The sequence below is a fragment of the Novosphingobium sp. SG751A genome (assembly GCF_013149295.1).
Lineage (GTDB): Bacteria > Pseudomonadota > Alphaproteobacteria > Sphingomonadales > Sphingomonadaceae > Novosphingobium.
The window spans coordinates 228242-252223 of the sequence record NZ_JABGCB010000004.1; the positions used below are offsets into that span (position 1 = coordinate 228242).

Genomic DNA, 23982 nt, shown 5'->3' on the forward strand with positions numbered 1-23982 from the left:
TGGCTAAGGCATCTTAAAGGGCGGTCACCGCCCCCTGCGCGCAACCCACGTTCAACACACCACCCTTGGCCAGATCGCCATGGGGCAAAATCGCCCCTAAGGCGCGCGACAAACCAGCGCTGTCGGTCCAGCGAGCAGCGGAATGTGCGGCAATTTCCCGCCGAATATCAACCCAGCCATCCGAAACGCGAACCTGCATCCGATCAAAGGAAGGGCAGGTCACCACATACTGCGGTTCCCCCGGCACCAGCGGATAAAGGCCCAGCGATGCCCAAACATACCAACTGGTCATGCCGCCCGCATCATCATCCATCCCATCGGCAAAACCCTGCGGCGCCAGCGCAAAACTGGGCCCGCGCCATGGGATGGGGCGCTTGCCCGCATTGGTATAGGGGTGGTTGACCGGTTGATCGAGAAGGCGGTGGACCAAGACGTCGCTCTGCGCCCGATGCCCGCGCCATGCGAAGAGAAAGGGCGTCTGAATATCGGGCTGGTTGGTCATGTTATAGAGATCGTCGGCAAAGAAGCGCCTCAGTTCGGCATCAAAGCGCGCCGGACCCAATTGCGCCACCAGCCACGGCAGATCAAACACCGGCGCCCAGCGATATTGCCACAGCGTTCCCTGATAAAGGCCGCGCGCTTTGACCACATCGGCATCGGCGCCAAGGTTCTTAAACACATCCGCCCACATGGCGCGATAGGCCAGCGCTTTCTCGCCATAGCGCGCCGCCATCGTCCCATCGCCCAGATCCCGCGCCAGTTGCCCGGTCGCCCAGTCGTCATAGGCCGCCTCGATCTGCTCATCCGGCGTGGTGCGAGCCAGGGTAGCGCTTTCCGCTGCCATGCCGGTCAGCGCGGCCTTGGCGTCAAAAGTGATCCCTTTGCGATGGAAATCGAGCAACGCCACCCCGCTATGCTCGGTCCGCACAGTCAGGAAAGGCTCCTGCTGGGTGGCCCAGCGCTGTTTGCCCGTCTGATAGAGTTCGACCAAAGAGGCGGCGATATCCTGCGCCTGTTGCGGATAGGACAGGGCCAGCAAGGGCATCAGCGTGCGGTAATTGTCCCACATCGCCCAGTTGGCATAGCGCTGATGCCCGGCAGCCGCATGGCGGATGATCCCATCCGCGCCGCGATAGCGGCCATCGCCGTCGGCCACCGCCACCGGCGTTTGCAGCGCGCGAAACAGGGAAGTGGCAAACAGAGCGCGGCGCGGCTCAGGCCCACTGGGGCGCCAATGGTCCAGCAAGACCTGCCAACGTAGCCGCGTTTGCGAAAGCAAGGCGGCAAAACTGCGCGTGCCAAGTTCGGTATCGCGCGCAAGGGCCGCGCCATCACCATCGACCGAGGACAGGCCCGTGCGCCATTCGATCACATCGCCCGTGCGCACGTCCAGTTCCACAAAAGCGCGCCGGTCCGGCCCGATCTGCACCGGCATCGCCAATCGCCGTCCGTTGCGCCGCAAGGTCGAGGCCGTGAACAGACGATAGCGTCCCGCATCGCACACTGTCCCCGCCACCAGTTCGGCGCGCAGATCTTGTGTTGAACGGGTCTGCCAAGTGGCGCTGATCCGTTTGGCATAGGCATGGTTGGGGTCAAGGCGGAGCCGCACCCGCCCGGAACGCGGCAGGGTGAAGCGCGCCACGCCGCCTCCGCGCGTGGCGACCAGATCGGCCGCGATCCCGCCGCCATAGCGCAAATGATAAAAACCCGGCGCGGCGCGTTCGCTGGATTTATCCATCCGGGCCAGTTCGGGCGCGCCGACATAATCCAGCCCCACCAGCAAATCACCGCCCGCCCCCGCGCAGCCCACACCCACCGCTCTGGTATGGGAAAATCCGCGCAAGCTCCGCGCGGCGTAGTCATAGCCATTATGGTTGGCGGGCGCCGTATCCGGCCCCAGCTGCACCATGCCGAAGGGGGCCACGGCGGCGGGCGTCAACTGCCCATAATCCTCCAGCGTGCCCACGAAAGGGTTGATCAGATCGACCAAAGGCTTTGGCTTCGCCGCCTGCAAAGGCGTGGCGGTCAGCAGGCTTGCGGCAAGGAAGATGCCTAATTTGCTCATGGATCGAGCGGGTCCTGTGGATCGGCATGAAAAGAATGGGCATCCGGCATAAAGCGCAGCGAAAGAGCATCCGGCCCCGCCGTCACATGCCCCGGTTCATAGCCCAGCTCGGCCCGGTTGCGCGCGGCAAAGCCTTCGCCGCCGATATAGGCATGGGTGGCCGGATCGGTGACGAGCAGCGCCGGTTTGCCCTGTGCAAAGGGTGCGGCCAGCAGCAGGCGGGCGCAATTGCGCAGATTGGTGGTGGTGTGGCGGGCATGGGGCTCGATCACTATCCGTGCGGGCGAGACGCCATAGAGCGAGATCAGTTCCTGCCGCATCTCGACTGCTTCGTTATAGCCGGTGCGGTTGGGATGAACCCGCCCGCCCGACAGGAGGATGACCGGCGCGGCCCCTTTGGTCAGTTGCGCGGCCGCAAGGCGCAGGCGCAAATGGCCTAGCACGCCGGTGTGCGAAATGGGATCTTCCGGCCCATGGCCAAACACCAGTACTGCCGCATAAGGATAGGCATCCTGCTTCGTGGCGCGCAGGGCGGCGAAGGCCGGCGCATTCAGGCCCGATGAAAGCGGCAGATATTCGGCAGCGTTGGCGCGCTCATTGGCCGCCAGCAGGCCCATCGCATAGCGCAGCACGGGATCGAAAACCGTGTCATCCCCGCGAGCCTCGGCCAGAGTGATGGCGGTATGGGCTTTAAGCAGGGCGGGATAGGCGGCATCGCGCGGATCAAAGATCATGCTGTCGATCACCGGATAGCGCGGCTTTTCGCCCAGCGCATAGACGGCGATAATATGGTTGAGCCCGGCGGCCGCCTCGCGCCATGCGGCATCGAGCAGCGCGGCATCGTCCAATTCGCCATGGCGGGCATATAGCCGCGAGGGGCGCATTCGGCCCTCGACCAGAGCGGCCAAGCGCGCCCGGTTCGCACCAATCCGGCGCAGCGCCGCCGACACACGATCACGGTCGGCCTCGCCCCACATCCAGCCTTGCGCCAAACAGACCGGTTGCGGCGTACATTCCCCGGCAGCGGCCACCCGCGCTGCGCGCTCGGCGGCCAGCGCCTGCATATCGGCATCGGCGCGCAAGGCTGCGCGCCAGCCCGGCGCCTGGGCCGCATCCTGCATCAAGGGTACAATGCGCCGCGCCAGAGGCTGAGCGGCAACAGTCTGGATTACGGGCGCGGCGCGGTTGCTCGCCGCCTGCGCCACCTGCGGGGCCATTAGCAGCGCGGCGCAAAGGCCAGCCAGCCAACGCATCGAAGTCTTGCCAATCATATCCGCCTTCACCTCACCCTTGCCCAAGGGGCCTCGACGCGATCCATGCAGCGAGGCCATTTTTCAGCAACCAATCACCACGACAGGCCGACGATCAGGCGCACATTGCGTCCAAACAGCGGCCTACCGTAAATGGCATCGCTCGCGCCTTGCCCGGCCAATTGGTCGGTGCGGGGATTGCCCTCGGTCAGGCCCTTGGCATTGGTCAGATTGTCGCCGACCACCTGCACCCGCCATGCGCCCCAGTTTAGCGTGGCGCCCGCGCCAAACGTTTCATAAGCGGGCAGGGCGGTCAGGTTGAACAGGTCGACATAGCGGCGACCCACCCATTCATAGCGCCCGTAAAGCTCCAGATTACCCTTGCCGAGCGGGAAATTGACGGTGGGGCGGATGTTGCCGAAGAATTTGGGCTCGCGAATGATCTGCTTGCCGTTGACCGCGCTGGGGTCGGCGCCCGAACTGTTGGCCAGATTGCGATATTGCGGATCGGCCAGCGTCAGCGAACCATTAAGCGCGAACCACGAGACCGGCACCACGCGCCCGTCAACCTCGATCCCCTTGGCCACGGCCTCGCCGATGAAGGGCACCGACTGATCATTGCGGCCGGTGGTTGGGTTATAGGCCACGAAGGAAGCGTTGAAGGGATCGAACTTGGTGTAAAAACCGGTCACATAAAGATAATTCTGGCCAAAGCTGGCCTTGATACCCAGTTCATATTGGCGGGCTTTGGTCTTGACGATGGTCGGGCTGATGCTGGCCACCACGCTGACCTGAGGCGGGACCTCCAGATTGGACACGCGGGCATAGGCGCCCAGATGGCGGGTGAAGTCATAATTGACGCCCACGGTCCAGTTGGTGGCCGAAGGGTTCAACCGCTGGTTGACAGTGGTGGCGTTCAGCGCGCGCACCGCATTGTCGGCCAGCGTGTTGGCATCGCCCAGATCGGCGGCTGTGGTGTTGGTGGCAAAGCCTGTATAGCCGTACCATTCGCGCCGGATGCCCGCATCCACCCGCAGGCCATCGGTGATGTCCCAAGTGTCATTGGCGTAAAGCGCGATCATACGCGCGTCCGCCTTGGCATTGGCCAGCGTGGTGCCATAGCGCAGCACGCCATTTTGCGTGACATAGCCCATCACCGCGCCGCTGCCCGAATAGGCGACCAGATCGAGCGTGCGCGGCTGACCGGCCACCTCGATCAGCATGTCCTGATAGACGGTGAAATTGGTGTTGCCGTAGAACGAGTTGTAAAGCCCGGCGCGCAGGTCATGGCTGCCCAGCGGGGTGTCGAATTTGCGCGTGATGCTCAAATCGCCCTGAACCGAGTAGAATTTCGATTCCACCGCGCGATATTGGCCCGACATAACAAGGCCCGAGGCGGCGGCGGGGTTGTAAACGCTCTGGCCATTGGTGCCGGCAATCGCATAGCCCATGCGCGTTACCGCGCCAAAGGCGGTCTGGGCCGCGCTCAGATAGCTGTTCGCAAAAGTCGTGGCGTCGGCCGGGTTGGTGGTGGAATAGAAGGCGTCAAAGCTGCTCTTGCCCTGCGTTGCGCCGAATTTGGCAGAAATCAGCCAGCCGCCGAAATCGCCCTGATAATCAAGCCCCGCGTTGAAGAAGCGCATATGGCGCCCATTGGCCAGATCGCGCGTCAGGCTTTGCGTCACACCTGCCCCGTCGCGATATTTGATCACCACATTGCGCAGCGAAGGCGAGTTCATCGTGCCGCTGAAATAATTGATATAGGGGTCAAGTGATGTCGAAGGATTGCGCGGATCTGCCACTGGGATCGGCAGGTAGAACAGGTTGTGGTCATTAACATACATGACTGAGGCCTTGATATAGCCATTGTCGAGGTCATGCTTGATATTGGCGCGGATCTGGCCGCCGCGGTCGCTGGGGAAACCGCTGTCGCGATAGCCGTCATGCTGGCGCAGAAAGCCGCCGATGGCGTAATAGGTGCGATCCCCCAGCGGGCCGGACTGCATCGCGTCAAGGCGATAAAGGCCGGTATCGCCCAGCGTGACTTGCGCCTTGCCCGCCGATTGGGCCTTGCCGGTAACGGTGATCGTGTTGGCGATGGCCGCCGCGCTGCTGGCATAGATCGGGGCGGGGCCGCCGCGCACGATTTCCACGCGCTCGCTCATCAGGTCATAGCGGTTCATGCCTTCGCCCGAGTTGAAGAACACGCCGTCAATTTCGTGATAGAGCGGCAGGCCATCCTGTTGAAAGATCAAATAGCCGCGGTCGGTGGGAATGCCGCGCACACGTGTGATGTTCTGAACCTCGCCGCCGGTTGCCTCGACATGGATGCCGGGCACGGTGCCGAGCAGGTCGGCGAAGTTTTTAGGCGCGATTTTCGCAATGTCGTTCTGATTGAGCGAGTTGATCGCATAGGACACATCAAAGCGACGCTCGGCGCGGGCGGCGCCGGTCACGATGATATCGGTGGGCGCGTCCTTAGGCGGCGCGGTGGGCGCTTCTTCGGCCTGCGCCTGCGTCGTCAACGCCAGCATCAGCCCCATGGCCAGCATGGGAACCCGGTTGGAAATATACATTTTATGTCGCCCCCGTTTAATACGTCAATTTAATTAAATAAATTGGATGCAGCTACCCCGCGCCGTTGCACCGCCCGACTAGAGCGATTCTGGGAAACTTTGATGACATGGAAGAGGCCGCCTCGGCGTTGCCGGATCATGAAAGGTGTGAGCGTAGAATGGAACCTCATCACACTGATTTATATTTCATTTTTATGGCATTCTGAACTTCGGAGCGCTTTTTTCTCAACCAATTGCAGACCTGCAATTCCGGCTCGGCCCCGGCAGATTTTCTTCTCTTCTGCTCCATTGGGCCAAGCATCCATTTTGCCATTGTTGATTAAAGCAACAATGAATATGTTGTCATAATCAACAATGATTGGCTTGGGCGATGACACAGCGCGAAAACGATATTGCCACCCTGCGAGCCTTCAACCGCGTCTATACGCTTCGGCTGGGCTTGCTTCAGGCCAAGCTGGACAAAAGTCCCTTCACACTGAGCGAGGCGCGGGTTTTGTATGAGCTTGCCCACCGCACCGATCCGACCGCCGCCGAGATTGGGCGTGCTCTGCTCCTCGACCGGGCGCAACTGAGCCGCACACTCAAGCGGTTTATGGCCGCCGGGTTGCTGACCAGTCGTGGCAATCCCGCGCATGGCCGACACCGCCTGCTGGCGCTGACACCCGAAGGTCGCGCTACTTTTCAGGCGCTCGAAGCGGCAACCTGCGTGACGACCGGCAATCTGCTGGCTTCGCTGCCGTTGCCGCGACGGAACAGGCTGCTGGCGGCGGCGAACGAGATCGTCGCCCTGTTTCAGGCTGAGGCTGCGCCCCAAATCGCGCTCCGTGCTTTGCAGCCGGGCGATTTGGGCATGATCATCGCGCGGCAGGCGGTCCTCTATGCTCGCGAATATGGCTATAACAGCGATTACGAGGCGCTGATTGCAAGCATATTGGCCGACTTTCATCAGCATTTCGATCCGGCGCGCGATGATGCCTGGATCGCCCATTGCGATGACACAATGGCCGGGTCCATCTTTCTCGTGCGCGGGGATCGGCCCGGCGTGGGCAAACTTCGCCTGCTCTATGTCGAGCCGGACATGCGCGGCATGGGGGCCGGCAAACTGCTGGTCGACACCTGCGTTTCGCGTGCTCGCACGCTTGGCTACGAACGGGTCGAACTATGGACCGACAGCCAGCTTCTTTCCGCGCGCAGGCTTTATGAACGCGCAGGCTTTGCGCGGGTGGAGGTCAGTCAGGAGCGCTTTTTCGGGCAGGAGATCGGCAGCGAAATCTGGGCGATGAATCTGTAACTATTTGGCAGCCGACAGCCCTTTGAGATAGCCGGTGATCGCCTCGACCTGATCCTCGGCAATGGGCGCCTTATAAACTTCGATCATCTTGCGTACCTCCTTGTGCCATTCCTCCGCCGAGAGGCGCGGCTGGGTCAGCACCATCGAAGGCGAATGACAGGCCCGGCAATTGGCATTGACCGCGTCCACCCCTGCGCCTCCCGGATATTCGACGTCGAAATCCTGTGGCAGGCTGACCCGGACATTGCGAAAGGCAAAGGGCGTCGCAGGTTTCGTTGCCACTTTGCGCGGCGCATGCCCAGCCCATGCCGGGGCCGCCAGAGCCAGTGCCAGCCCCACGATCAGCTTGGCCTTCATGCTTTTTCTCCAGCCACCAGCGTGAGCGTTTCTACGCCCGCCCGCATATAACCGTTGGGGTTCCAATTCATCGTCAGGGGCTGGCTGACCCCCTTGGTGTTGGTGCAGCGACAGGCCAGCGTAAACCGTCCCGCAGGCATGGTGATGCGGTGGGTAAAACGGCGCAGGCTATAAGGCCCCAGATCCTCGCCCAACGCGGCGACCTGCCATGTGGCGCCGCCATCGGTGGAGATCTCGACCCTGGCCACGCCGCAATCACCGCCCATCGCCACGCCGGAAATTGCCAGCGGCGCTCCTGCCTTCACCGCCTGTCCCTCGACCAGATTGGTGATGAGCGAGCGCGGCACCATCCGGCTGATCGGCTCCTTGGGGAAATCGGCGGTGCCGGGCGCAACATGGCCAAAGGGCGTTTTGGGCACCTGATAGGCCTTGGCCATCCAGAAATTATCGTCCTTTTGCGGCAGAACCTCGATGTCCGAGAGCATCTTGACCCAATAGGTCGAATACCAGCCCGGCACCACCAGCCGCAGGGGATAGCCGTTGAGCAAGGGCAAAGGCTCGCCGTTCATCGCATAGGCGATCATCACCTCGCCATCGCGCGCGTGATCAACGGTCAGTGATTTGAGGAACTTGGGCCCCTCGCTCACCATCGCTTCGTCCAGCCCGCCAAAGCGCACATCGACCGCACCTGCCTTCACCCCGGCCCGGTCCAGCACATCGCGCAGCCGCACCCCGGTCCAGCGCGCATTGCCCATCGCGCCGTGCCCCCATTCGGCCCCCGCCACCGAGGGCGAGAAGAGCCCGCGCGAATTGCCCGAACATTGGTTGACCGCCACATATTCGATCCGCTCAAATCCATGCAGCAGATCGTCGAGCCGCAATTCCAGCTTGCGTTTGATATGGCCGCGCACCGTCAGGCGAAAGGCCTTGGCATCCACGCTTTCGGGAATATTGGCCCAATGCCAGCGGACATAGAACTGGTCGTTGGGGGTCAATATATGCCGGTCAAACACCTGCATCGGCGTTTCCAGCAGGGGCGGGCGGACCCTTTGCAGGATCATCTCGCTCTTTTGCGGAAAAGCCTTGGTCAGAGGGCGCTTGGACGGTTTGTCGGGCAGGTGCAGATCGACAAGCCCCTGCGCCCACAAGGGCCGGGCCACCATGCCGAGGCCGCCCATTGCCACACCGCTCAGCAGGCTTCGGCGCGAAAGGGTCGGATTGAAGAGTGTCATCCTTAGAAGCGCTCCTTACGCGTGTTTCGCCCATTCGCCGGGGTTGGGAGGCCATGGATGCCTCCCTTTGCTGCGTTCAGATATTCAGCGGGCCATGCTTGATATGAGGCAAGACATGGCGGGCAAACAGGTCGGCTTCCTGCGCATGGGGATAGCCCGAGAGGATGAAGGCCTCGATCCCCTCGGCCTGATAGGCACGCAGTTTGGCCAGCACCTGATCGGGGGTGCCGATGATCGCCGCGCCGCAGCCCGAGCGCGCGCGCCCGATGCCCGTCCACAGATGATCCTCGACATAGCCGTCATTGCCCGCCGCCTGCCGCAATTCGGCCTGCCGCTGAACGCCGAAATTCTTGGCGTCGAGCGATTGTTCGCGGATGGCGCGCCCGGCCTCGTCGTCCAGTTTGGACAGCAGGCGGGTCGCATAGGCGCGGGCCTCATCCTCGGTTTCGCGCACGATGACATGGGCGCGATAACCAAATTTCAGGCTGCGGCCAAAACGGGCGGCGCGGCTCTTCATGTCGGCGATGGTTTCGCGCACCTTGTCCATCGTGTCGGGCCACATCAGGTAAACATCGCAGCCCTCGGCGGCGCATTCGCGCGCCTCATGGCTCAGACCGCCGAAATAGAAAGCAGGGGCCTTGCCCGAGATGGTGGTGATGCGCGGCGGGTCCAGCTTCAGCTTGTAGAACTCGCCCTCATGATCCAGCGACTGCCCGTTGAGCAGGGTGCGCACGATCTTCATCACCTCGGTCGCGCGGGCATAGCGCGGGGCCGAAGCGATGGTTTCACCCGGCATGTCCGAGGAAATGATGTTCACATTGAGCCGCCCCCCGGTGCCATCGGCATTGGGGCCAAGGATGCGATCCAAGGTTGCGATCCGTCGCGCCAGTTGCGGCGGCCAGTCCTCACCGATACGCGTGGCCCAGAGCAGCTTGATCCGCCGCACCTGCGTCGCCACGGCGGCGGCAAAGGCGGTAGTGTCCAGCCCGAGGCTATAGCCCGAGGGGAGCAGGATATTGTCGAACCCACCCTCTTCGGCGCGCATCACGATGTTGCGGCAATGCTCCCAACTGGATTTCAGATAGGGGTCATGCACGCCGAGGAATTCATAGTCATCGTCACACAGGGCCGAAAACCATGCGATCTCGCACTGTTGTTCTTCGCTCATGGCAGCCTCTCTCCTCGTGCGGCAACCAGCACCGCATACCATTCTTCCCGGCTCCACTGGACCGAAAGGGCGGCGGCCCCTTCGGCGATACGGGCAGGGTTTTGCGAACCGATGATGGGGACGATCCCGGCGGGATGCGCCATCAACCAGCTATAGGCCGCCACGGTGCGCGACACGCCCCGGTCCGCCGCCACTACATCGAGCGCAGCGGCCACGGCCTTTTCACGCGCGGTTTCGGGTGTGGCCAGACGCCCGCCGCCCAGCGGCGACCATGCCAGCGGCGTCAGGCCAAGCATCATGGCCTGATCCATCTCGCCATTTTCAAGGCAGGCGATACGCAGCGGGCTGATTTCGGGCTGGGTGACGACCAGCTTGTTGGTCAGGAAATGGTTGAGCGCGGCCACCTGCGGCATGGTGAAATTGGACACGCCGATGCTGCGGATCTTGCCCGAAGCCACCGCATCGTCCAGTACGCGGGCAACCTGCGCCGGATGAGCCAGAATGTCGGGGCGGTGGACCTGATAGAGGTCGATGGTGTCAACCTTCAAACGCCGCAGCGAGGCATCAATGGCCGCCGAGAGATATGCGGGCGACTGGTCATAGGGCAGGGGGGGCATGATGCCGCCCTTGGTGGCCAGCACGAAGCGGTTCCGCAGCCCCGGATCGGCGGCGATCACCTCGCCCAGCAAAGCCTCGGCATCGCCAAAGCCGCCCTTGCCGTTGAAACCATAAATATCGGCGGTGTCGAGCAGGTTGATCCCGGCATCAAGCGCAGCATGGACAAGGCGTGCCGCATCAGCCGCCGTACGGCCGTCTTCGGCAAGGCGCCACATGCCCCATGCGATGGGAGAGATATTCAAGCCTGAGCCGCCCAGCGGGCGCTCAGCGGAGGGGAGGGGCAAAAGGCTCATGGGTTCTTCCTGAAAGGCGCCGCAACCGAGGCGCGTTCGACAAGTGTATGGGGCAGGCGGCGATGGGTGATGTCGCCCCCGGCAATGAGAATTTCGGTGGCCGTGCGCGCCAGTTCGGCCATCGGCTGGTGAATGGTGGTGAGCGCGGGCCAGACGGTGCGCGCCAGCGTAGTGTCGTCAAACCCCACGACCGAAAGCTGTTCGGGCAGAGCCATCCCCCGGCCATGCGCCATGGCCAGAACGCCCGCAGCCATATCGTCATTGGCGGCAAAGATGGCCGTGGGCGGATTGGCCATGTCCAGCAACATGCCTCCTGCCGCAAACCCGCTTTCAAAATCAAACGCGCCCGGCATCACCAGTTGCGGCTCGAAAGCTATCCCCGCCCGGTCGAGCGCGCGGCGATAGCCGAACAGGCGATCATCGCTCGACATATGGTTGGGGTGGCCCTTGATGAAACCGATCCGGCGGTGCCCCGTGTTGATGAGATGGGTGGTCATGTCATCGGCGGCCTGTGCATCGTCCATGAACACCGAAGAGGTTACCGCGTGATTGGTGCCCGGCGAAATGCGGACAAAGGGCACATCGAGCGCATCCAACGCCTGAAGCACCCCCACGCAATCGGTGACGGGCGAGGAAAGGACGATGCCGTCGACATGCGTCTCGCTGACCAGTCCGCGCACCTGATCGCCGACATTGGCATCGGCCACATCGACCGGTTGGGCGATCAGGCGGATGCCATGGGTCTTGCAATAGTCCCAGCATCCGCTCTGGATCTGGAACATGTAATAGGGGCTGTGGTTGTCATAGATCAGCGCGATCTGGTTCGATTTCGATCCGGTCAGGATGCGCGCGGCAATGGAGGGCCGGAATTCCAGCTCCTTCATCGCCTTTTCGACCTTTTCGCGCATGGCGGCGCTGACATAGGGATGGCCGTTCAGCACCCGGCTGACCGTTTTGACCGCCACCCCCGCCAACGCGGCCACATCGCGAATATTGGACCTCTCGCTCATTGCGTCACGATTCCCCCCATCTGGGCGAACAGATCGGCAAAAACGCTCTCTGTTCGATAGAATACAGGAGGATGGCCGATGGGCGCGGCAATGTCATGTGTTCCCGGCGCATAATCCACGCCTGACCACACATGGCGCCATGGCCGATCGCCCGGCAGGGTCACGCGGCGCCGGGTTGCGCCTTGCTCGACCACGGGGGCAACCAGCAGATCGGCGCCATAGAGGAACTGGTCCTGAAGGGTGAAAAGGCTGGTTTCTTCGGGGTAATGCAGGAACAGGGGCCGCTGGGCGGGCAGGCCGGTGGCGATCGCCTCGTCGCACAGGTGGCGGACATAGGGGGCCAGATGGGCGTGAACCCTGCTCCACATTGCGAAATTGGCCAGCAGGTCGGGGCTTGAATCATATTGCAGATTGTCGTCGGGCCGGTTGCCCTCATGGCTGCGCATGACGGGGGCGAAGGCGGCCAGTTCGCACCAGCGCTGCATCAGTTCGACGCTGCGGATATTGCCATGCAGCGAGGTATAGCCACCGCAATCGGAATGGCTGTAGGCATTGCCGACCAGCCCTGCGGACAGGGCGGCCGTGATGACCGTGCCGATACCGTCATGGCGGGTGAAATCGACCGACTGATCCCCGGCCCAGAGCAGCGGACAAGCACCCGACACGCCGCTGAACCCGGCGCGCATGAAGAACACCGCATCGCCCTGACGCCCCCGCATGGCGAGTGCTCGGTCATTGACCTGGGCCCAGAGCACCGGCCAGAGATTATGCGCTTCCATCGCGTCCATGCCGCCTGCCAGACGCACATCGGTGGGCAGATATTCGCCGAAATCGGCCATCCAGCCGTCGATGCCGATGTCCAGCATCTCGCGACACAGAATGCGCTCGGCAAACCATACGCAGCTTTCCTCGCGGGTGAAATCGAGGACGCCGCAGTCAAATTCGCCAAAATCGACCAGATAGGGTTCATCGCTGTCCAACTTGCGGCACAGATGGCCGCCGCTCAGCGCCTCCTGATACATTGCGCCATCGACGGCCAGATAGGGATTAGCATAGGCAAGAAAGCGTATGCCGCGCGCGTTCAGCGCCTTGATCCGCGCGGGCAGGTCGGGATAGCGCTTCTCGCTGCGCTGCCAATCCCAGAACAGGCGGCGGCCAAAGCTGGTTTCACGGATGCCCGCCCAATCCTCGCACCACAGGCCGGAGACAGCCGCGCCCGCATCGATGAAGGCTTCGAGCCTTTCAAAGCTCTTCTCGCCCTGTTTCAACCCGACAATCGCCCCGCCGATGGCCCAATCCGGCAAGGTGCGCGGACGTCCGAAACGAAGCGAAAGCTGGCCGACGAGATCCTGCGGCCCATCGGCGGCGAAGAGTTCGAAACGTGCCTGATCGGCCCAGACCTCGAATGTCCAACGCGCCGGATCGCTGGCGTCGATCACGCTGTAGACTCTGGAATCGAGATGGATGGCCAGCCAGCGCGAGGTGAGGAGAGTCGGCTGGGGATAGTTGGTGTTCCAGAAATCGCCGCCCGCCATGCCGGTTTCATCCATGATCCGGGTCAGCTCGGTGGCCTTGTCGCGGCCGACGCCCGGCTCGCTGGTCCACATCGGGAAGCGGCGGCCATTGAGCGCAAGGTAGCTCATCTGTTCGCCGCCGCCCCAGACGGTTTCGCCCGGCTCGGTATGGGAATGGACCCAGAGGCGATCAAAAGCAGGGTCGAGAGCGTGGATGGTCAGCGCGGCCTGACCCAGAGCGATACGCGCGACCGGCGCCTCATCATGGAGCAGCAGGACGGCATCATCCTCCAGGCGCCAGCCCTTCGGGACAATATGGTCACCGGGCTCATCTTCAATGCGGAAGTTGCCGCGATACATCGCCACGGACGGATGGCCTCGCGCTATGACCAGCGCAGGACATTGCGAGTCGTGGCGGAGAACTGTGCGCCCGGCGAAATCCAGCTGAAAACCGTCTCTGAAAGGAGAAAATTGCACCTGCATCGCTCATCCAAACGTTGATTTTGGTCTTGCCAATCCGTGAATGGATCGATGTGACACCGCTTGACATATCGCCACGCGGCAGGCAAATCAACCATCAATCGCAGTGCAAAAAAATGCGAGAGGGAAGCCATAGCGGGAAGAGGCAAGATTGCCAGCCCCCCGCATTTGGGGAGGATTATAACATGAAATCAAAACTATCGCCCTTACTGTGCCTGCCGCTCCTGGCCGTGGGCAGCACGCCCGCTCTTGCCCAGCAAGCGACAGATTCGGGAACAGCCGGAGAAATCGTCGTCACCGCCCAGAAGCGTTCGGAGTCGCTGCACAGCGTGCCGGTCGCCGTTTCGGTTTTGACCGGCGCGGCTTTGGCCGCCACCGCCCGGCCCAGCATTGAAAGCGCGACCCAGCTTGTCCCCGCCCTCAACTTCCAGAAATCGGGCACCACGCTTAATCAGACCATCTATCTGCGCGGCGTCGGCACGGCCACATTCTCCATCGCGGGCGAGCCTTCGGTTTCGACCGTGGTGGACGGTGTGGTCTATGCCCGCTCGGGCGAGGCGTTCAGCGATCTGGTCGACATTGCCCAGATGGAAGTGCTGCGCGGGCCGCAGGGCACCCTGTTTGGCAAGAATGCCAGCGCGGGCGTCATCACTATCACCAGCCAGATGCCCAAGAACGAGTTTTCCGGCAGCATCGAGGCCAATTATTTCGAAGGCAACGAATGGCGCGTGAAAGGCGCGATCAACGTGCCTTTGGGTAAGGATCTGGCGGCGCGTTTCACCGGTTTTGCCAGCGGCTATGACGGCAATATCCGCAATATGGCCACCCAATCGATGGTCAATGGCTATGACCATGTCGGTGGTCGCGCTCAATTCCTTTATAACCCCGGCACGGGCGTAAAGATCTATGTCGCGGCCGATTATCACCGCAACAATGACAATTGCTGCGCCGACATCATCGCCACCGGAGCGCTGACGGGTGCGGGCGCGCCAACGACAAGTCTGGCCTTCAATGTGCTGCCAACGCCGATGGGGGCGAAAACCGGCTTTATCAATCAAAACCTTGTGACCAGCACCAAGGAGGATGGCTGGGGCATTTCGGGTCAGGCTGATATTGACGTGGGCACGCATACGCTGACCAGCATTACCGCCTATCGCGAATGGAACAACACCGAAATCCGCGACGGCGACTGGCTGGACCGCGCCTATGTCGGGTTTAACCAGTTGCACGATAGCGGTCCGCAAAAATCCAATACGTTCAGTCAGGAATTGCGCCTGACTTCGCCTGCGGGTAACCGGCTCTCCTATGTCCTGGGCGCCTATTATTCGCGCGCCTTTTCGGAACGCATCTTCACCCGCAGCGACGAGGTCTGCACCGCCACCGCGACAGCGCCCACCGGCGTGCTGATCCCCTGCGGCAGCGCGAATGCCAATGCCTCGACCTTTCCCAACGCCACGGCTGATTTCGGTTCGACTTTCAATAATCTGGCGCTGTTTGGGCAGGCCACGTTCAAGCTGGCCGATCATGTCCGGCTGGTCGGCGGCCTGCGCTATACGCATGATAAGTTGGACGTGTTTCACAGCCGCCGCACCACGCTGACCGGGCCGGGCATCAACGGCAATTTCGATCAGGGCGTTTATGATGCCTATAACGCGCTGATCGCCGGGGGCAGCACGGCCAGCGCGGCCGCTTCGGCGGCGGTGACCTCCTCCAACGGCGTGCCCTTCCGCACCGGCACGTCAAAGGATAATCTGTCGGGCAAGGCGGTGCTTCAGGCCGATCTCAGCCGCGATGTGATGGCCTATGCCAGCTATGCCCGCGGCTATAAGGGCCCGGCCTATAATATCTTCTTCAACCTGACCGCCACGGGCACCAATGTCATCGCGCCTGAGACCTCGGATGCGTTTGAAGTGGGCCTGAAAAACACGCTGTTTGGCGGCAGGCTGACGCTGAACCTTGCCGGTTTCTATGCCAAGTACCACAATTTCCAGGCGAATAATCCTGATCTTGTGGCAGGAGTGGTGGTGACGCGCTTTACCAATGCAGGTGATGTTTCCACGCAGGGCGTCGAAGCGGATATGTCATGGCGCCTTGGCCCGGACACCACGCTGGGCGGCGGTCTGGCCTATACCGATGCGCATGTGGTCAATTTCTTTGCCGCCCCCGGCGCGGCATCGACGGCGATCATTCCGGCAGGCACCCCGCTGGCCTACGCGCCCAAGTGGAAGGGCTCGCTCAGCCTCGACCATCGCGTGCGCACGGAGGGCTGGGCCGATCTGGTGTTTGGCGCTTCGGGTAATTTCCAGTCGAGCCAGTTGTCGCTTTTTTCCGCCGATCCGGTTCAGCGTCAGTTCGGCACGATCCCGGCCTATGGTCTGGTCAATATTCAGGCCGGTCTGGTTTCGCCCAGCGACAAATGGCGGATCGTGGCGCAGGTGCGTAACCTGTTCGATCAGGCCTATGCGGCCTCGATCATCAATGGAGGGCCGGGGGGCAGCTATCGCTATCAGATCCCGCGCGACGCGATGCGCTATTTCGGGATCAGCGCCCGCTATAATTTCTGATTAGAAATCAAGGTACAAAGAAAGGGGGCGCTCCACACCGGAGCGCCCCCTTTTTGTTGGCTCATTCCGCTTCGAGCTGCGGCATCACCAGATGGATCCACCCCAGCGCCAGCAGATAGGCCGCCCCGCACAGGATAAACATCGGCGTATAGCCAAAGCCGCTGGAAAGCGACCAGCCCGCCATCTCGATCACCCCCATGCCCGCCAGATTGCCCGCCACCGCGCCCAGCGCGATAACACTGGCCACACGCCCGGCAGGTACAATATCGGCCGTCATGCCAAAGATATTGGTCGAAAAACCCTGATGCGCGAAAAGGCCCAGCCCGATCAGCAACGCCGCCAGCCAGACATTGCGCGTCAGCAAAGCCACCGGCATGGCCAGCACCACCAGCGCAAAGAACAGCATCGAACGCTTGCGCGCCGCATTGATGCTGTGCCCGTTGCGGCGCAAGCGGGGAAACAGGCCGCCTGCCGTCAACGCGCCCGCCGCCGCCAGAGAGAAGATGATGGCGACCGGCAGGCCCAACCGCGCTTGGCTCATCCCGAAAACGCGGTTGAAGAAGTCGGGCATCCAGAACAGCACGAACCACCACACCCCGTCGGTCAGGAATTTGGCGCCGATGACAACCCAACTGCTGCGCGCGCTTAACAATTCCCGCCAGTTGACGGGCGCGCGTTCAGACGCCTTGGTGACAGGTTCAAGTGAACGCGTGCCCCACCACCATGCCGCCAGCCAGACCAGACCCAACCCGCCGGTCACAAGAAAGGCCGCTTTCCAGCCAAAAGCCATAGCAAAGGGCGGTATGATCAACGGTGTCAGAATCGCGCCTATGTTGGGAGCCGTATTGATGATGCCCAATGCCTGATTTCGACCGTCCGGGGTTAAGTAAAGCGTGGCCGATTTGACGCCTGCCGGGGTGCTGACTGTCTCGCCGATCGCCAGCACGACTCGGGCGGTGACGAATTGCTGGACATTGGCAGCAAAGGCGTGGGCCATGCCCGCCAAGCTCCATACCGCGACCGCCGCGCCATAGGCGACCCGCACTCCCAAGCGGTCAATAAACCAGCCCACGAACACCAGCGCGCTGGCCGCAGCTAATTGAAAAGCTGAGCCAAGATGAGCAAAATCGCCGTCATTCCAATGGAATGTTGCCTGAAGCGTGGGCTTGAGCAGGGCCACCACCTGCCTGTCGACATAATTGAGCGCATTGCCCGCAAACAGCAGCGCAACCAATGCCATGGTCGCGCCGGAAGAAGCCCGCTTGGCGGCAGGTTCCATGGTCCATCTCTCCCCTAATCCAAGCGCATTCGCGGCGCTTTGCTCTTGCACAGTAGCGCTTTTGGAGGATAAGGAAAGCTTGTTGTGACACCGTGGGACAGATTCTCGGTCGAGGCAGCATAAGCACAAAACATTTTGGGGAAGATGCAATCTATGCCGGCACCGTCCGATGCCAAGGATAACACCCCGCTATGGGCAGGGGACCTGTTTGGCGAAACCCATTTGGCCCCCGCAACGGCGGCCCCTCCGGCTAAATGGCGCCAGCTCATGCCCGGCATCGCCATCAGCGCGATTGTCAGCGCGGCAGGTGCGTGGTTTTCCGATCATTACGGCATGCCGATCATCCTGATGGGGCTGATCCTCGGGCTGGCGATGCAATTTGTTTCGGCCGATCCGCGCACCTCGCCGGGGCTTGAATTCGTGGGCCGCACCTGTTTGCGCTGGGGCATCGTTTTGCTTGGATTTCAGGTGACCCTGTCCGAAATCGGCGCGCTCGGACTGGTACCCTTTGTCGCGCTGCTGGTGGTGATGAGCGCGGCGATCTTGGCGGCGCTGGTCGGCGCGCGCATGGCTGGGCAGGGGTTGGCCATCGGCATTCTGGCGGGCGGCGCCACGGCTATTTGCGGAGCCTCGGCGGCGCTGGCGCTCTATGGTGTGGTCGGGCGCGAAAGGGTCAGCCAGGCGCAATTCACGCTGACGCTGGTGGTCGTCTCGGTGGCCAGCGCATTGGCCATGACTATCTATCCCGAACTGGCGCGCGTGGCCCATTTCGATGCGCGGCAGGCCGGTTTCCTGACCGGCGCGGCCATCCATGATGTCGCCCAGTCGATCGGCGGGGGCTATGCCGTTTCCAATGCCGCAGGCGCCGCAGCCACGGTGGTCAAGCTTACGCGCGTCGCTCTGCTTGGGCCGCTGGTGGCGCTGGCCGCCGTTGTCATCGAGCGCTTTGATTCGCGCGGCAGAGAGGTTTCGCCATGGAAGGCGCTGGCGCTGCCGCCTTTTATCGTGGCCTTTCTGGCGCTGGTGGTGGGTCACTCGTTGGTGGCCGTTCCCACGCTCATTTCGGCCAATGCACTTTTGCTGTCCAAAGGGCTGCTCCTGCTGGCGGTCACCGCCACGGCGATGCGAACCCGTACGGACCTCATTCTGCAACTGGGGTGGAACTCGGTGCTGCCGGTGCTGGCGGCGACGGCCACCTCGTTCCTTGTCGCTTTCGCCTTTGCCCTCTGGGTTATTCAATAAAGTGGGTGATCCCATGAAACCGGAATATGATCTGGCCATCATCGGCGGGGGTATCAACGGGGCGGGTATTGCCCGTGATGCCGTCGGGCGCGGCGCGCGCGTCCTGCTGCTCGAACAGGGCGATCTGGCGCAGGGCACGTCCTCGGCCAGCACCAAGCTGATCCATGGCGGACTGCGCTATCTGGAGCATTATGAATTCGCGCTGGTGCGCGAGGCTTTGAGCGAACGCGAGGTTTTGTGGAGCATTGCGCCCCATATCATCTGGCCGCTGCGTTTCGTGCTGCCGCATCGGGCGGGGTTGCGTCCACGCTGGCTGCTGCGGCTTGGCTTGTTTCTCTATGATCATATCGGCGGTCGCCGCGCCTTGCCCGCCACACAGACTATCGACCTGACCCAAGGTCCGGAAGGGGAGGTGTTGAAACCCTCTTATTCCAATGGTTTCGTCTATTCCGACGGCTGGGTAGATGATGCCAGGCTGGTCGTGCTGAATGTGCGCGACGCAGCGATGCGCGGCGCGGACATCCGCACCCGCTGCAAGGTCGAAGGGCTGCACCGGGGCGAGGGCCTTTGGCATATCCAGACATCGCAGGGCTCCTTCACTGCCGGAGCCGTGGTCAATGCCGCCGGCCCCGCCGTGCTGGATCTGCTGGGCCGGGCAGGGCAGACGACGCGGCAGCAAATGCGGCTGGTACGCGGGTCGCATATCGTCGTCCCCCGTCTGTTCGACCATGAAAAGGCCTATTTCTTCCAGCTTCCCGATGGCCGTATCTTTTTCGCAATCCCCTATGAAGAGGATTTCACCCTGATCGGCACAACCGATCGCGATCATACCGGGCCGACGTCCGAAGTATGCGCCAGCGAGGAGGAGATCGCCTATCTCTGCGCCGGGGTGAATGAATATTTCCAACACCAGATCACGCCGGATGACGTGGTGTGGACCTATTCCGGCGTGCGCCCGCTGGTTTCCGATGGTTCCGGGCGGCCGGAGGCGGCAACGCGCGGTTATCGCTTCGAGGTGGACGGTCGCGCGGGTGAGGCGCCTCTGCTCTCGGTGTTCGGGGGCAAGATCACTACCTATCGCCATTTGGCCGCGAGCGCGGTGGACCGTCTGGCGCCGCTGGTTCCGGCGATCACCGGCGCATCATGGACGCATGGCGCGGCCTTGCCGGGCGGCGATTTCCCTAAGGAGGGGCAGCAAGATCTCATCGCCGCCCTGCGTACACGGCGGCCCGATTTGTCGGAACGGGCGATCCGGCGGCTGGTGCGGTGTCATGGGACCTTCGTGCTGGCGCAGGATGGGCCGGTTGGAGCCTCGGCGGCGCAGGATGGCGAGGATTTCGGCCACAGCCTTTGCGCCCGCGAGGTGGACTGGATGATGCGCGAGGAATGGGCGGTGAAAGCGGCCGACATCCTGTGGCGCCGCACCAAACTGGGGCTGCGCTTTGACGGGAACCAGACTGCGCGACTTGAAAAATATATGGCGGAGAGGAGAGCATGGCCATGAAAGTAGTTTGCATCGGCGGCACCGTCACCAGCGGTAGCGCCACGGAATGCGCCCTGATGCTGGCCGGACAGGCCGCGCGGGAAGCAGGCGCGGATGTCAGGTATTTCGGCGGGGACTATTTGGGCGTTTTGCCTCATTACCGGGGGCTAGGGCATGAGGCCGGGGCCGGGGGCGAACTGGTCGAGGCCGTCAGGGAGGCCGACGGGATCATCATTGCCGCGCCCGGTTACCACGGCACTGTGTCGGGTCTGGTAAAAAATGCGCTGGATTATCTGGAGGATCTGGCGGGGGACGCGCGCCCTTATCTCGATGGGCGCGCGGTGGGCCTGATCGCCACGGCCTATGGCGATCAGGCGACGATGAGCACGATGATGACCTTGCGCGCCATCACCCATGCGCTGCGAGGCTGGCCCACGCCTCTGGGCGCAACGGTACGCACATTTCAGGGCCTGTTTGACGCCCAGGGAGGATGCAGCGATGCGAGGGTCGCCGCGCAACTGAACATGGTTGGCGCGCAGGTGGTGATGGGCGCGCGCAGCCTTGCAGGAGTAGTTGCATGAGCCGGCTCAAGCCGGCGCTGGCGGCTTTGGCGCGCGGAGAAATCATCCTGTTGACCGGGGACAGGTTGCGCGGGGGCGATGTGGATCTGGTCGCGGCGGCCAGTCTTGTGCGTCCTGAAACGATCAACTTCATGGCGCGGTATGCGCGCGGATTGGTCTGCCTTGCCATAACGCCGGACCGGGCGGTACGCCTTGGGCTGTCGCTGCTGGATACGGGAGCTTTGGAACGCACGGGTCGACCTTTCGCTCCTTCCATCGAAGCGCGCGAAGGTATTACGACAGGGATTTCCGCGGCCGATCGGGCAATGACTGTACAGGTTGCCACGTCCGCATCGGCCAGTGCTCAGGACATCGTCTCACCGGGCCATGTCTTTCCACTTATCGCGTGCAGTGGCGGGGTTGCGGTTCGTCCGTCGGCCACCGAGGCTGCGGTGGAGTTGTGCCGGATGGCCGGTGTGGGCGATGCGGCGGTGCTGTGCGCCGTGATGAAGGAGGACGGACGTATGGCGCGCGCCGAGGATCTGGGGTCGTTTTTGATCGACCATCGCATGGAAAGAGCTGATATCGGCAATCTCATTGACGGCGGTCGGGAATAGATGGCCGAGCCGGAAAATATGCGACAAGGGGTCGGGAGTTGCCTGCTCCCGACCTGTTGTGCTGATTGTTGATATTCCATATTATGTAAATAGGAATCTTCAGCAATATCACTGTCATTCAGCCTTCAATGGCCTCACGCTCCTGCCAGACCGGCCTTTTCCACCGGCGTTTCAACCGGGCAACCTCGCTCGACCCGTTCGGAATAGCGGTCGACCAATTGGTCGGCATGGGGACGCAGCAGGACGGTGAAGCGCACCAGTTCCTCGCAGACATCGACGATGCGGTCGTAATAGGATGACGGCTTCATCCGGCCCGCCTCGTCAAATTCCTCATAGGCCTTGGCCACGCTGGACTGATTGGGAATGGTGAACATTCGCATCCAGCGGCCCAGCAGGCGCAAAGTATTGACCGAATTGAACGATTGCGACCCGGCGCAGACTTGCATTACCGCCAGGGTGCGCCCCTGCGTCGGGCGCATTCCCTTCATGGCCAAAGGCAGATGGTCGATCTGGGTCTTCATGATGCCGGTAATCTGGCCATGCCGCTCCGGGCTGCACCAGACTTGCCCCTCGGACCAAAGCGAGAGCTGGCGCAATTCGGCGACGGCAGGATGATCGTCGCCCGCAATCCTGTCGGGCATGGGCAGATCGGCAGGGTCGAAAATCCGCACCTCGCAGCCGAAAAGGATGAGCAGGCGCGCGGCTTCCTCGACCACAAGGCGCGAATAGGACCGCTCTCGCAGCGAACCATAGAGCATGAGTATGCGCGGCGGCGGATCCATTTCCCCTAGCCCCAGCGCCGGGCGGCGATGGGCAAATTCGGGCCGGAGCGCCGGCAGATGATCGGGATCGGCAAGTTCGCGCAGGCGGGAAAAACCGTTTTCATCCATGATTCAAGCCCCCACCGGCGCGCTATCGGGAAACCAGCGTCGACCGATCCAAAGCGAGACATTGACCAGCGAGATCAGCACCGGCACCTCCACCAGCGGCCCGATCACGGCGGCAAAGGCCACGGGCGAAGCCAGCCCGAAAGCGGCGATGGCCACCGCAATGGCCAGTTCGAAATTGTTCGACGAGGCGGTGAAGGACAGCGCCGCCGCGCGCGGATAATCGGCCCCAGCCAGCTTCGCCAAGGCAAAGCTGAGCAGGAACATCACGACAAAGAAGATTACCAGCGGCACCCCGACCTTGATCGCATCCATCGGCAAGGCAAGGATTTCTCCGCCCTTCAGGCTGAACATGGCGATGATCGTGAAGAGCAGCGCGATCAGCGTCAGCGGGCTGATGGCCGGGATGAAGTGATGCTCGTACCAGTCCTGCCCCTTGCGCGCGATCAGGCTGCGGCGCACCAGAAAGCCTGCGGCAAACGGGACCCCAAGATAGGTAAGCACCGCGCGGGCGATCATCGGAAATTCGACATTGACCACATGGGCCTGCAACCCGAACATCGGCGGCAAGACCGTCAGCAGAAGCCAGGCATAGGGCGTGTAAAAGAAGATCTGAAACAGCGAATTGAACGCCACCAGCCCGGTCACATATTGCGGATCACCGTGCGCCAATTGGTTCCACACCAGCACCATCGCGATGCAGGGCGCAATGCCGATCAGGATCAGCCCCGTCATATATTCGGGCGAATTGGGCAGGAATGTCACCGCCAGTGCAAACATCAGCGCCGGGCCGACAATCCATGCCAACGCAAAGGACAGGCCTAGAATCCGCGTATCGCGAAACACCTGCCCCAATTCCTCATACCGGACCTTGGCCAGCGGCGGAAACATCATCAGGATCAGGCCGACGGCAATCGGTATGCTCGTGCTGCCGACAGACATCGCGTTGAGCGCCGCCGGAACCGAGGGCGCAAAGCGGCCGAGGCCGATGCCCAAAGCCATCGCCAGAAAGATCCACAGGGTAAGATAGCGGTCCAGAAAAGACAGGCGGCTCATGGCTTTACCCGCTGGCCATCGGCGTCCACCACCTGCTCGCCATCTTCCTTGGCAAAAGCACCGCGTTGCTCAGCGGGCAAAAGGTCGAGGACGGCCTCGGACGGGCGGCACAGTTTAACACCCAGCGGTGAAATAACCAGCGGGCGGTTGATCAGGATCGGATGCTCCATCATCGCATCGATCAACTGCGCATCGCTCAGTTCGGGGTTATCCAGCCCCAGTTCGGCAAAGGGCGTGCCCTTTTCGCGCAGCAGCGCGCGCGGCGTCATCCCAGCGCGCGCGATCAGGCTTTCCAGCATGTCGCGCGAGGGCGGAGTCTTGAGATATTCCACCACATGCGGCTCGATTCCCGCATTGCGGATCATGGCCAAAGCGTTGCGCGAGGTGCCGCAGGCGGGGTTATGATAAATAATGATGTCGGTGATCATAGTCTAACTCCG

20 protein-coding genes are annotated in these 23982 nt (G+C 62.3%); 6 read left to right on the forward strand and 14 right to left on the reverse strand.

Translation table 11 applies throughout. The features are described 5' to 3' along the window. Window positions 1–13: 13 nt before the first annotated feature. The 4 genes from FHW96_RS07100 to FHW96_RS07115 all read right to left on the reverse strand — a co-directional run bounded on the left by FHW96_RS07100 (window position 14) and on the right by FHW96_RS07115 (window position 6268). Window positions 14–2065: a glycoside hydrolase domain-containing protein gene (locus tag FHW96_RS07100; protein ID WP_172339846.1), complete on the reverse strand. Its 2052-nt coding sequence runs from the start codon at window positions 2063–2065 to the stop codon at window positions 14–16. Then, window positions 2062–3336, reverse strand: a complete 1275-nt coding sequence (locus FHW96_RS07105; protein ID WP_172339847.1) for a YdcF family protein — start codon at window positions 3334–3336, stop codon at window positions 2062–2064. The genes FHW96_RS07100 and FHW96_RS07105 overlap by 4 nt, the downstream gene beginning before the upstream one ends. A 74-nt stretch (window positions 3337–3410) precedes the next feature. After that, window positions 3411–5891, reverse strand: coding sequence for a TonB-dependent receptor domain-containing protein (locus FHW96_RS07110; protein ID WP_216650809.1), 2481 nt, complete (start codon window positions 5889–5891; stop codon window positions 3411–3413). Window positions 5892–6070: 179 nt separating this feature from the next. Then, entirely contained in the window at window positions 6071–6268 is a 198-nt protein-coding gene (locus tag FHW96_RS07115; protein WP_172339848.1) for a hypothetical protein, read from the reverse strand. Here FHW96_RS07115 and FHW96_RS07120 point away from each other — a divergent pair. After that, window positions 6262–7182: a helix-turn-helix domain-containing GNAT family N-acetyltransferase gene (locus tag FHW96_RS07120; protein WP_172339849.1), complete on the forward strand. Its 921-nt coding sequence runs from the start codon at window positions 6262–6264 to the stop codon at window positions 7180–7182. The two genes, FHW96_RS07115 and FHW96_RS07120, sit on opposite strands and share 7 nt — an antisense overlap. Here FHW96_RS07120 and FHW96_RS07125 read toward each other — a convergent pair whose 3' ends face one another. The 6 genes from FHW96_RS07125 to FHW96_RS07150 form a co-directional block, all read right to left on the reverse strand. Next, complete coding sequence (locus tag FHW96_RS07125) at window positions 7183–7539, reverse strand: cytochrome c (protein ID WP_172339850.1); 357 nt, start codon at window positions 7537–7539, stop codon at window positions 7183–7185. After that, a complete protein-coding gene (locus tag FHW96_RS07130; RefSeq protein ID WP_172339851.1) occupies window positions 7536–8771 on the reverse strand; it encodes a molybdopterin-dependent oxidoreductase in 1236 nt (411 codons plus the stop codon). Before FHW96_RS07130 ends, FHW96_RS07125 begins: the two co-directional genes overlap by 4 nt. Before the next feature lie 76 nt (window positions 8772–8847). Continuing rightward, a complete protein-coding gene (locus FHW96_RS07135) occupies window positions 8848–9939 on the reverse strand; it encodes an LLM class flavin-dependent oxidoreductase (protein ID WP_172339852.1) in 1092 nt (363 codons plus the stop codon). After that, a complete protein-coding gene (locus FHW96_RS07140; protein ID WP_172339853.1) occupies window positions 9936–10850 on the reverse strand; it encodes an aldo/keto reductase family oxidoreductase in 915 nt (304 codons plus the stop codon). The genes FHW96_RS07135 and FHW96_RS07140 overlap by 4 nt, the downstream gene beginning before the upstream one ends. Then, a complete protein-coding gene (locus FHW96_RS07145; protein ID WP_172339854.1) occupies window positions 10847–11860 on the reverse strand; it encodes a LacI family DNA-binding transcriptional regulator in 1014 nt (337 codons plus the stop codon). Before FHW96_RS07145 ends, FHW96_RS07140 begins: the two co-directional genes overlap by 4 nt. Further along, entirely contained in the window at window positions 11857–13857 is a 2001-nt protein-coding gene (locus FHW96_RS07150) for an alpha-glucosidase (protein WP_172339855.1), read from the reverse strand. The genes FHW96_RS07145 and FHW96_RS07150 overlap by 4 nt, the downstream gene beginning before the upstream one ends. Before the next feature lie 182 nt (window positions 13858–14039). Between FHW96_RS07150 and FHW96_RS07155 the strand changes: the two genes are divergently transcribed. After that, on the forward strand, window positions 14040–16418 hold the full coding sequence (locus FHW96_RS07155; protein ID WP_172339856.1) for a TonB-dependent receptor: 2379 nt from the start codon (window positions 14040–14042) through the stop codon (window positions 16416–16418). A gap of 61 nt (window positions 16419–16479) precedes the next feature. Here the strand turns inward: FHW96_RS07155 and FHW96_RS07160 are convergent, their stop codons facing one another. Further along, window positions 16480–17697, reverse strand: coding sequence for an MFS transporter (locus tag FHW96_RS07160; RefSeq protein ID WP_172339857.1), 1218 nt, complete (start codon window positions 17695–17697; stop codon window positions 16480–16482). Window positions 17698–17964: 267 nt separating this feature from the next. Here FHW96_RS07160 and FHW96_RS07165 point away from each other — a divergent pair, with 267 nt between their 5' ends. From FHW96_RS07165 to FHW96_RS07180, 4 genes are read left to right on the forward strand one after another with little or no spacing between them, the layout of a single operon-like run. Continuing rightward, window positions 17965–18939 (forward strand): YeiH family protein, encoded by a 975-nt coding sequence (locus tag FHW96_RS07165; protein WP_371815658.1) that lies wholly within the window; start codon window positions 17965–17967, stop codon window positions 18937–18939. Between the two features lie 13 nt (window positions 18940–18952). Next, complete coding sequence (locus FHW96_RS07170) at window positions 18953–20443, forward strand: glycerol-3-phosphate dehydrogenase (RefSeq protein ID WP_172339859.1); 1491 nt, start codon at window positions 18953–18955, stop codon at window positions 20441–20443. Next, window positions 20434–21003 carry an NADPH-dependent FMN reductase gene (locus FHW96_RS07175; protein WP_172339860.1) on the forward strand — a complete coding sequence of 190 codons (570 nt, stop codon included), beginning with the start codon at window positions 20434–20436 and terminating at the stop codon, window positions 21001–21003. The genes FHW96_RS07170 and FHW96_RS07175 overlap by 10 nt, the downstream gene beginning before the upstream one ends. Next, complete coding sequence (locus tag FHW96_RS07180; RefSeq protein ID WP_172339861.1) at window positions 21000–21599, forward strand: 3,4-dihydroxy-2-butanone-4-phosphate synthase; 600 nt, start codon at window positions 21000–21002, stop codon at window positions 21597–21599. Before FHW96_RS07175 ends, FHW96_RS07180 begins: the two co-directional genes overlap by 4 nt. Window positions 21600–21733: 134 nt before the next feature. Here FHW96_RS07180 and arsH read toward each other — a convergent pair whose 3' ends face one another. The 3 genes from arsH to arsC are packed head-to-tail and all read right to left on the reverse strand — an operon-like array spanning window position 21734 to window position 23970. Then, window positions 21734–22489, reverse strand: a complete 756-nt coding sequence (gene arsH / locus FHW96_RS07185; protein ID WP_172339862.1) for an arsenical resistance protein ArsH — start codon at window positions 22487–22489, stop codon at window positions 21734–21736. 3 nt (window positions 22490–22492) lie between these two features. Beyond that, on the reverse strand, window positions 22493–23542 hold the full coding sequence (gene arsB / locus FHW96_RS07190) for an ACR3 family arsenite efflux transporter (protein WP_172339863.1): 1050 nt from the start codon (window positions 23540–23542) through the stop codon (window positions 22493–22495). Then, window positions 23539–23970: an arsenate reductase (glutaredoxin) gene (gene arsC / locus FHW96_RS07195; protein WP_172339864.1), complete on the reverse strand. Its 432-nt coding sequence runs from the start codon at window positions 23968–23970 to the stop codon at window positions 23539–23541. The genes arsB and arsC overlap by 4 nt, the downstream gene beginning before the upstream one ends. Window positions 23971–23982 lie beyond the last annotated feature (12 nt).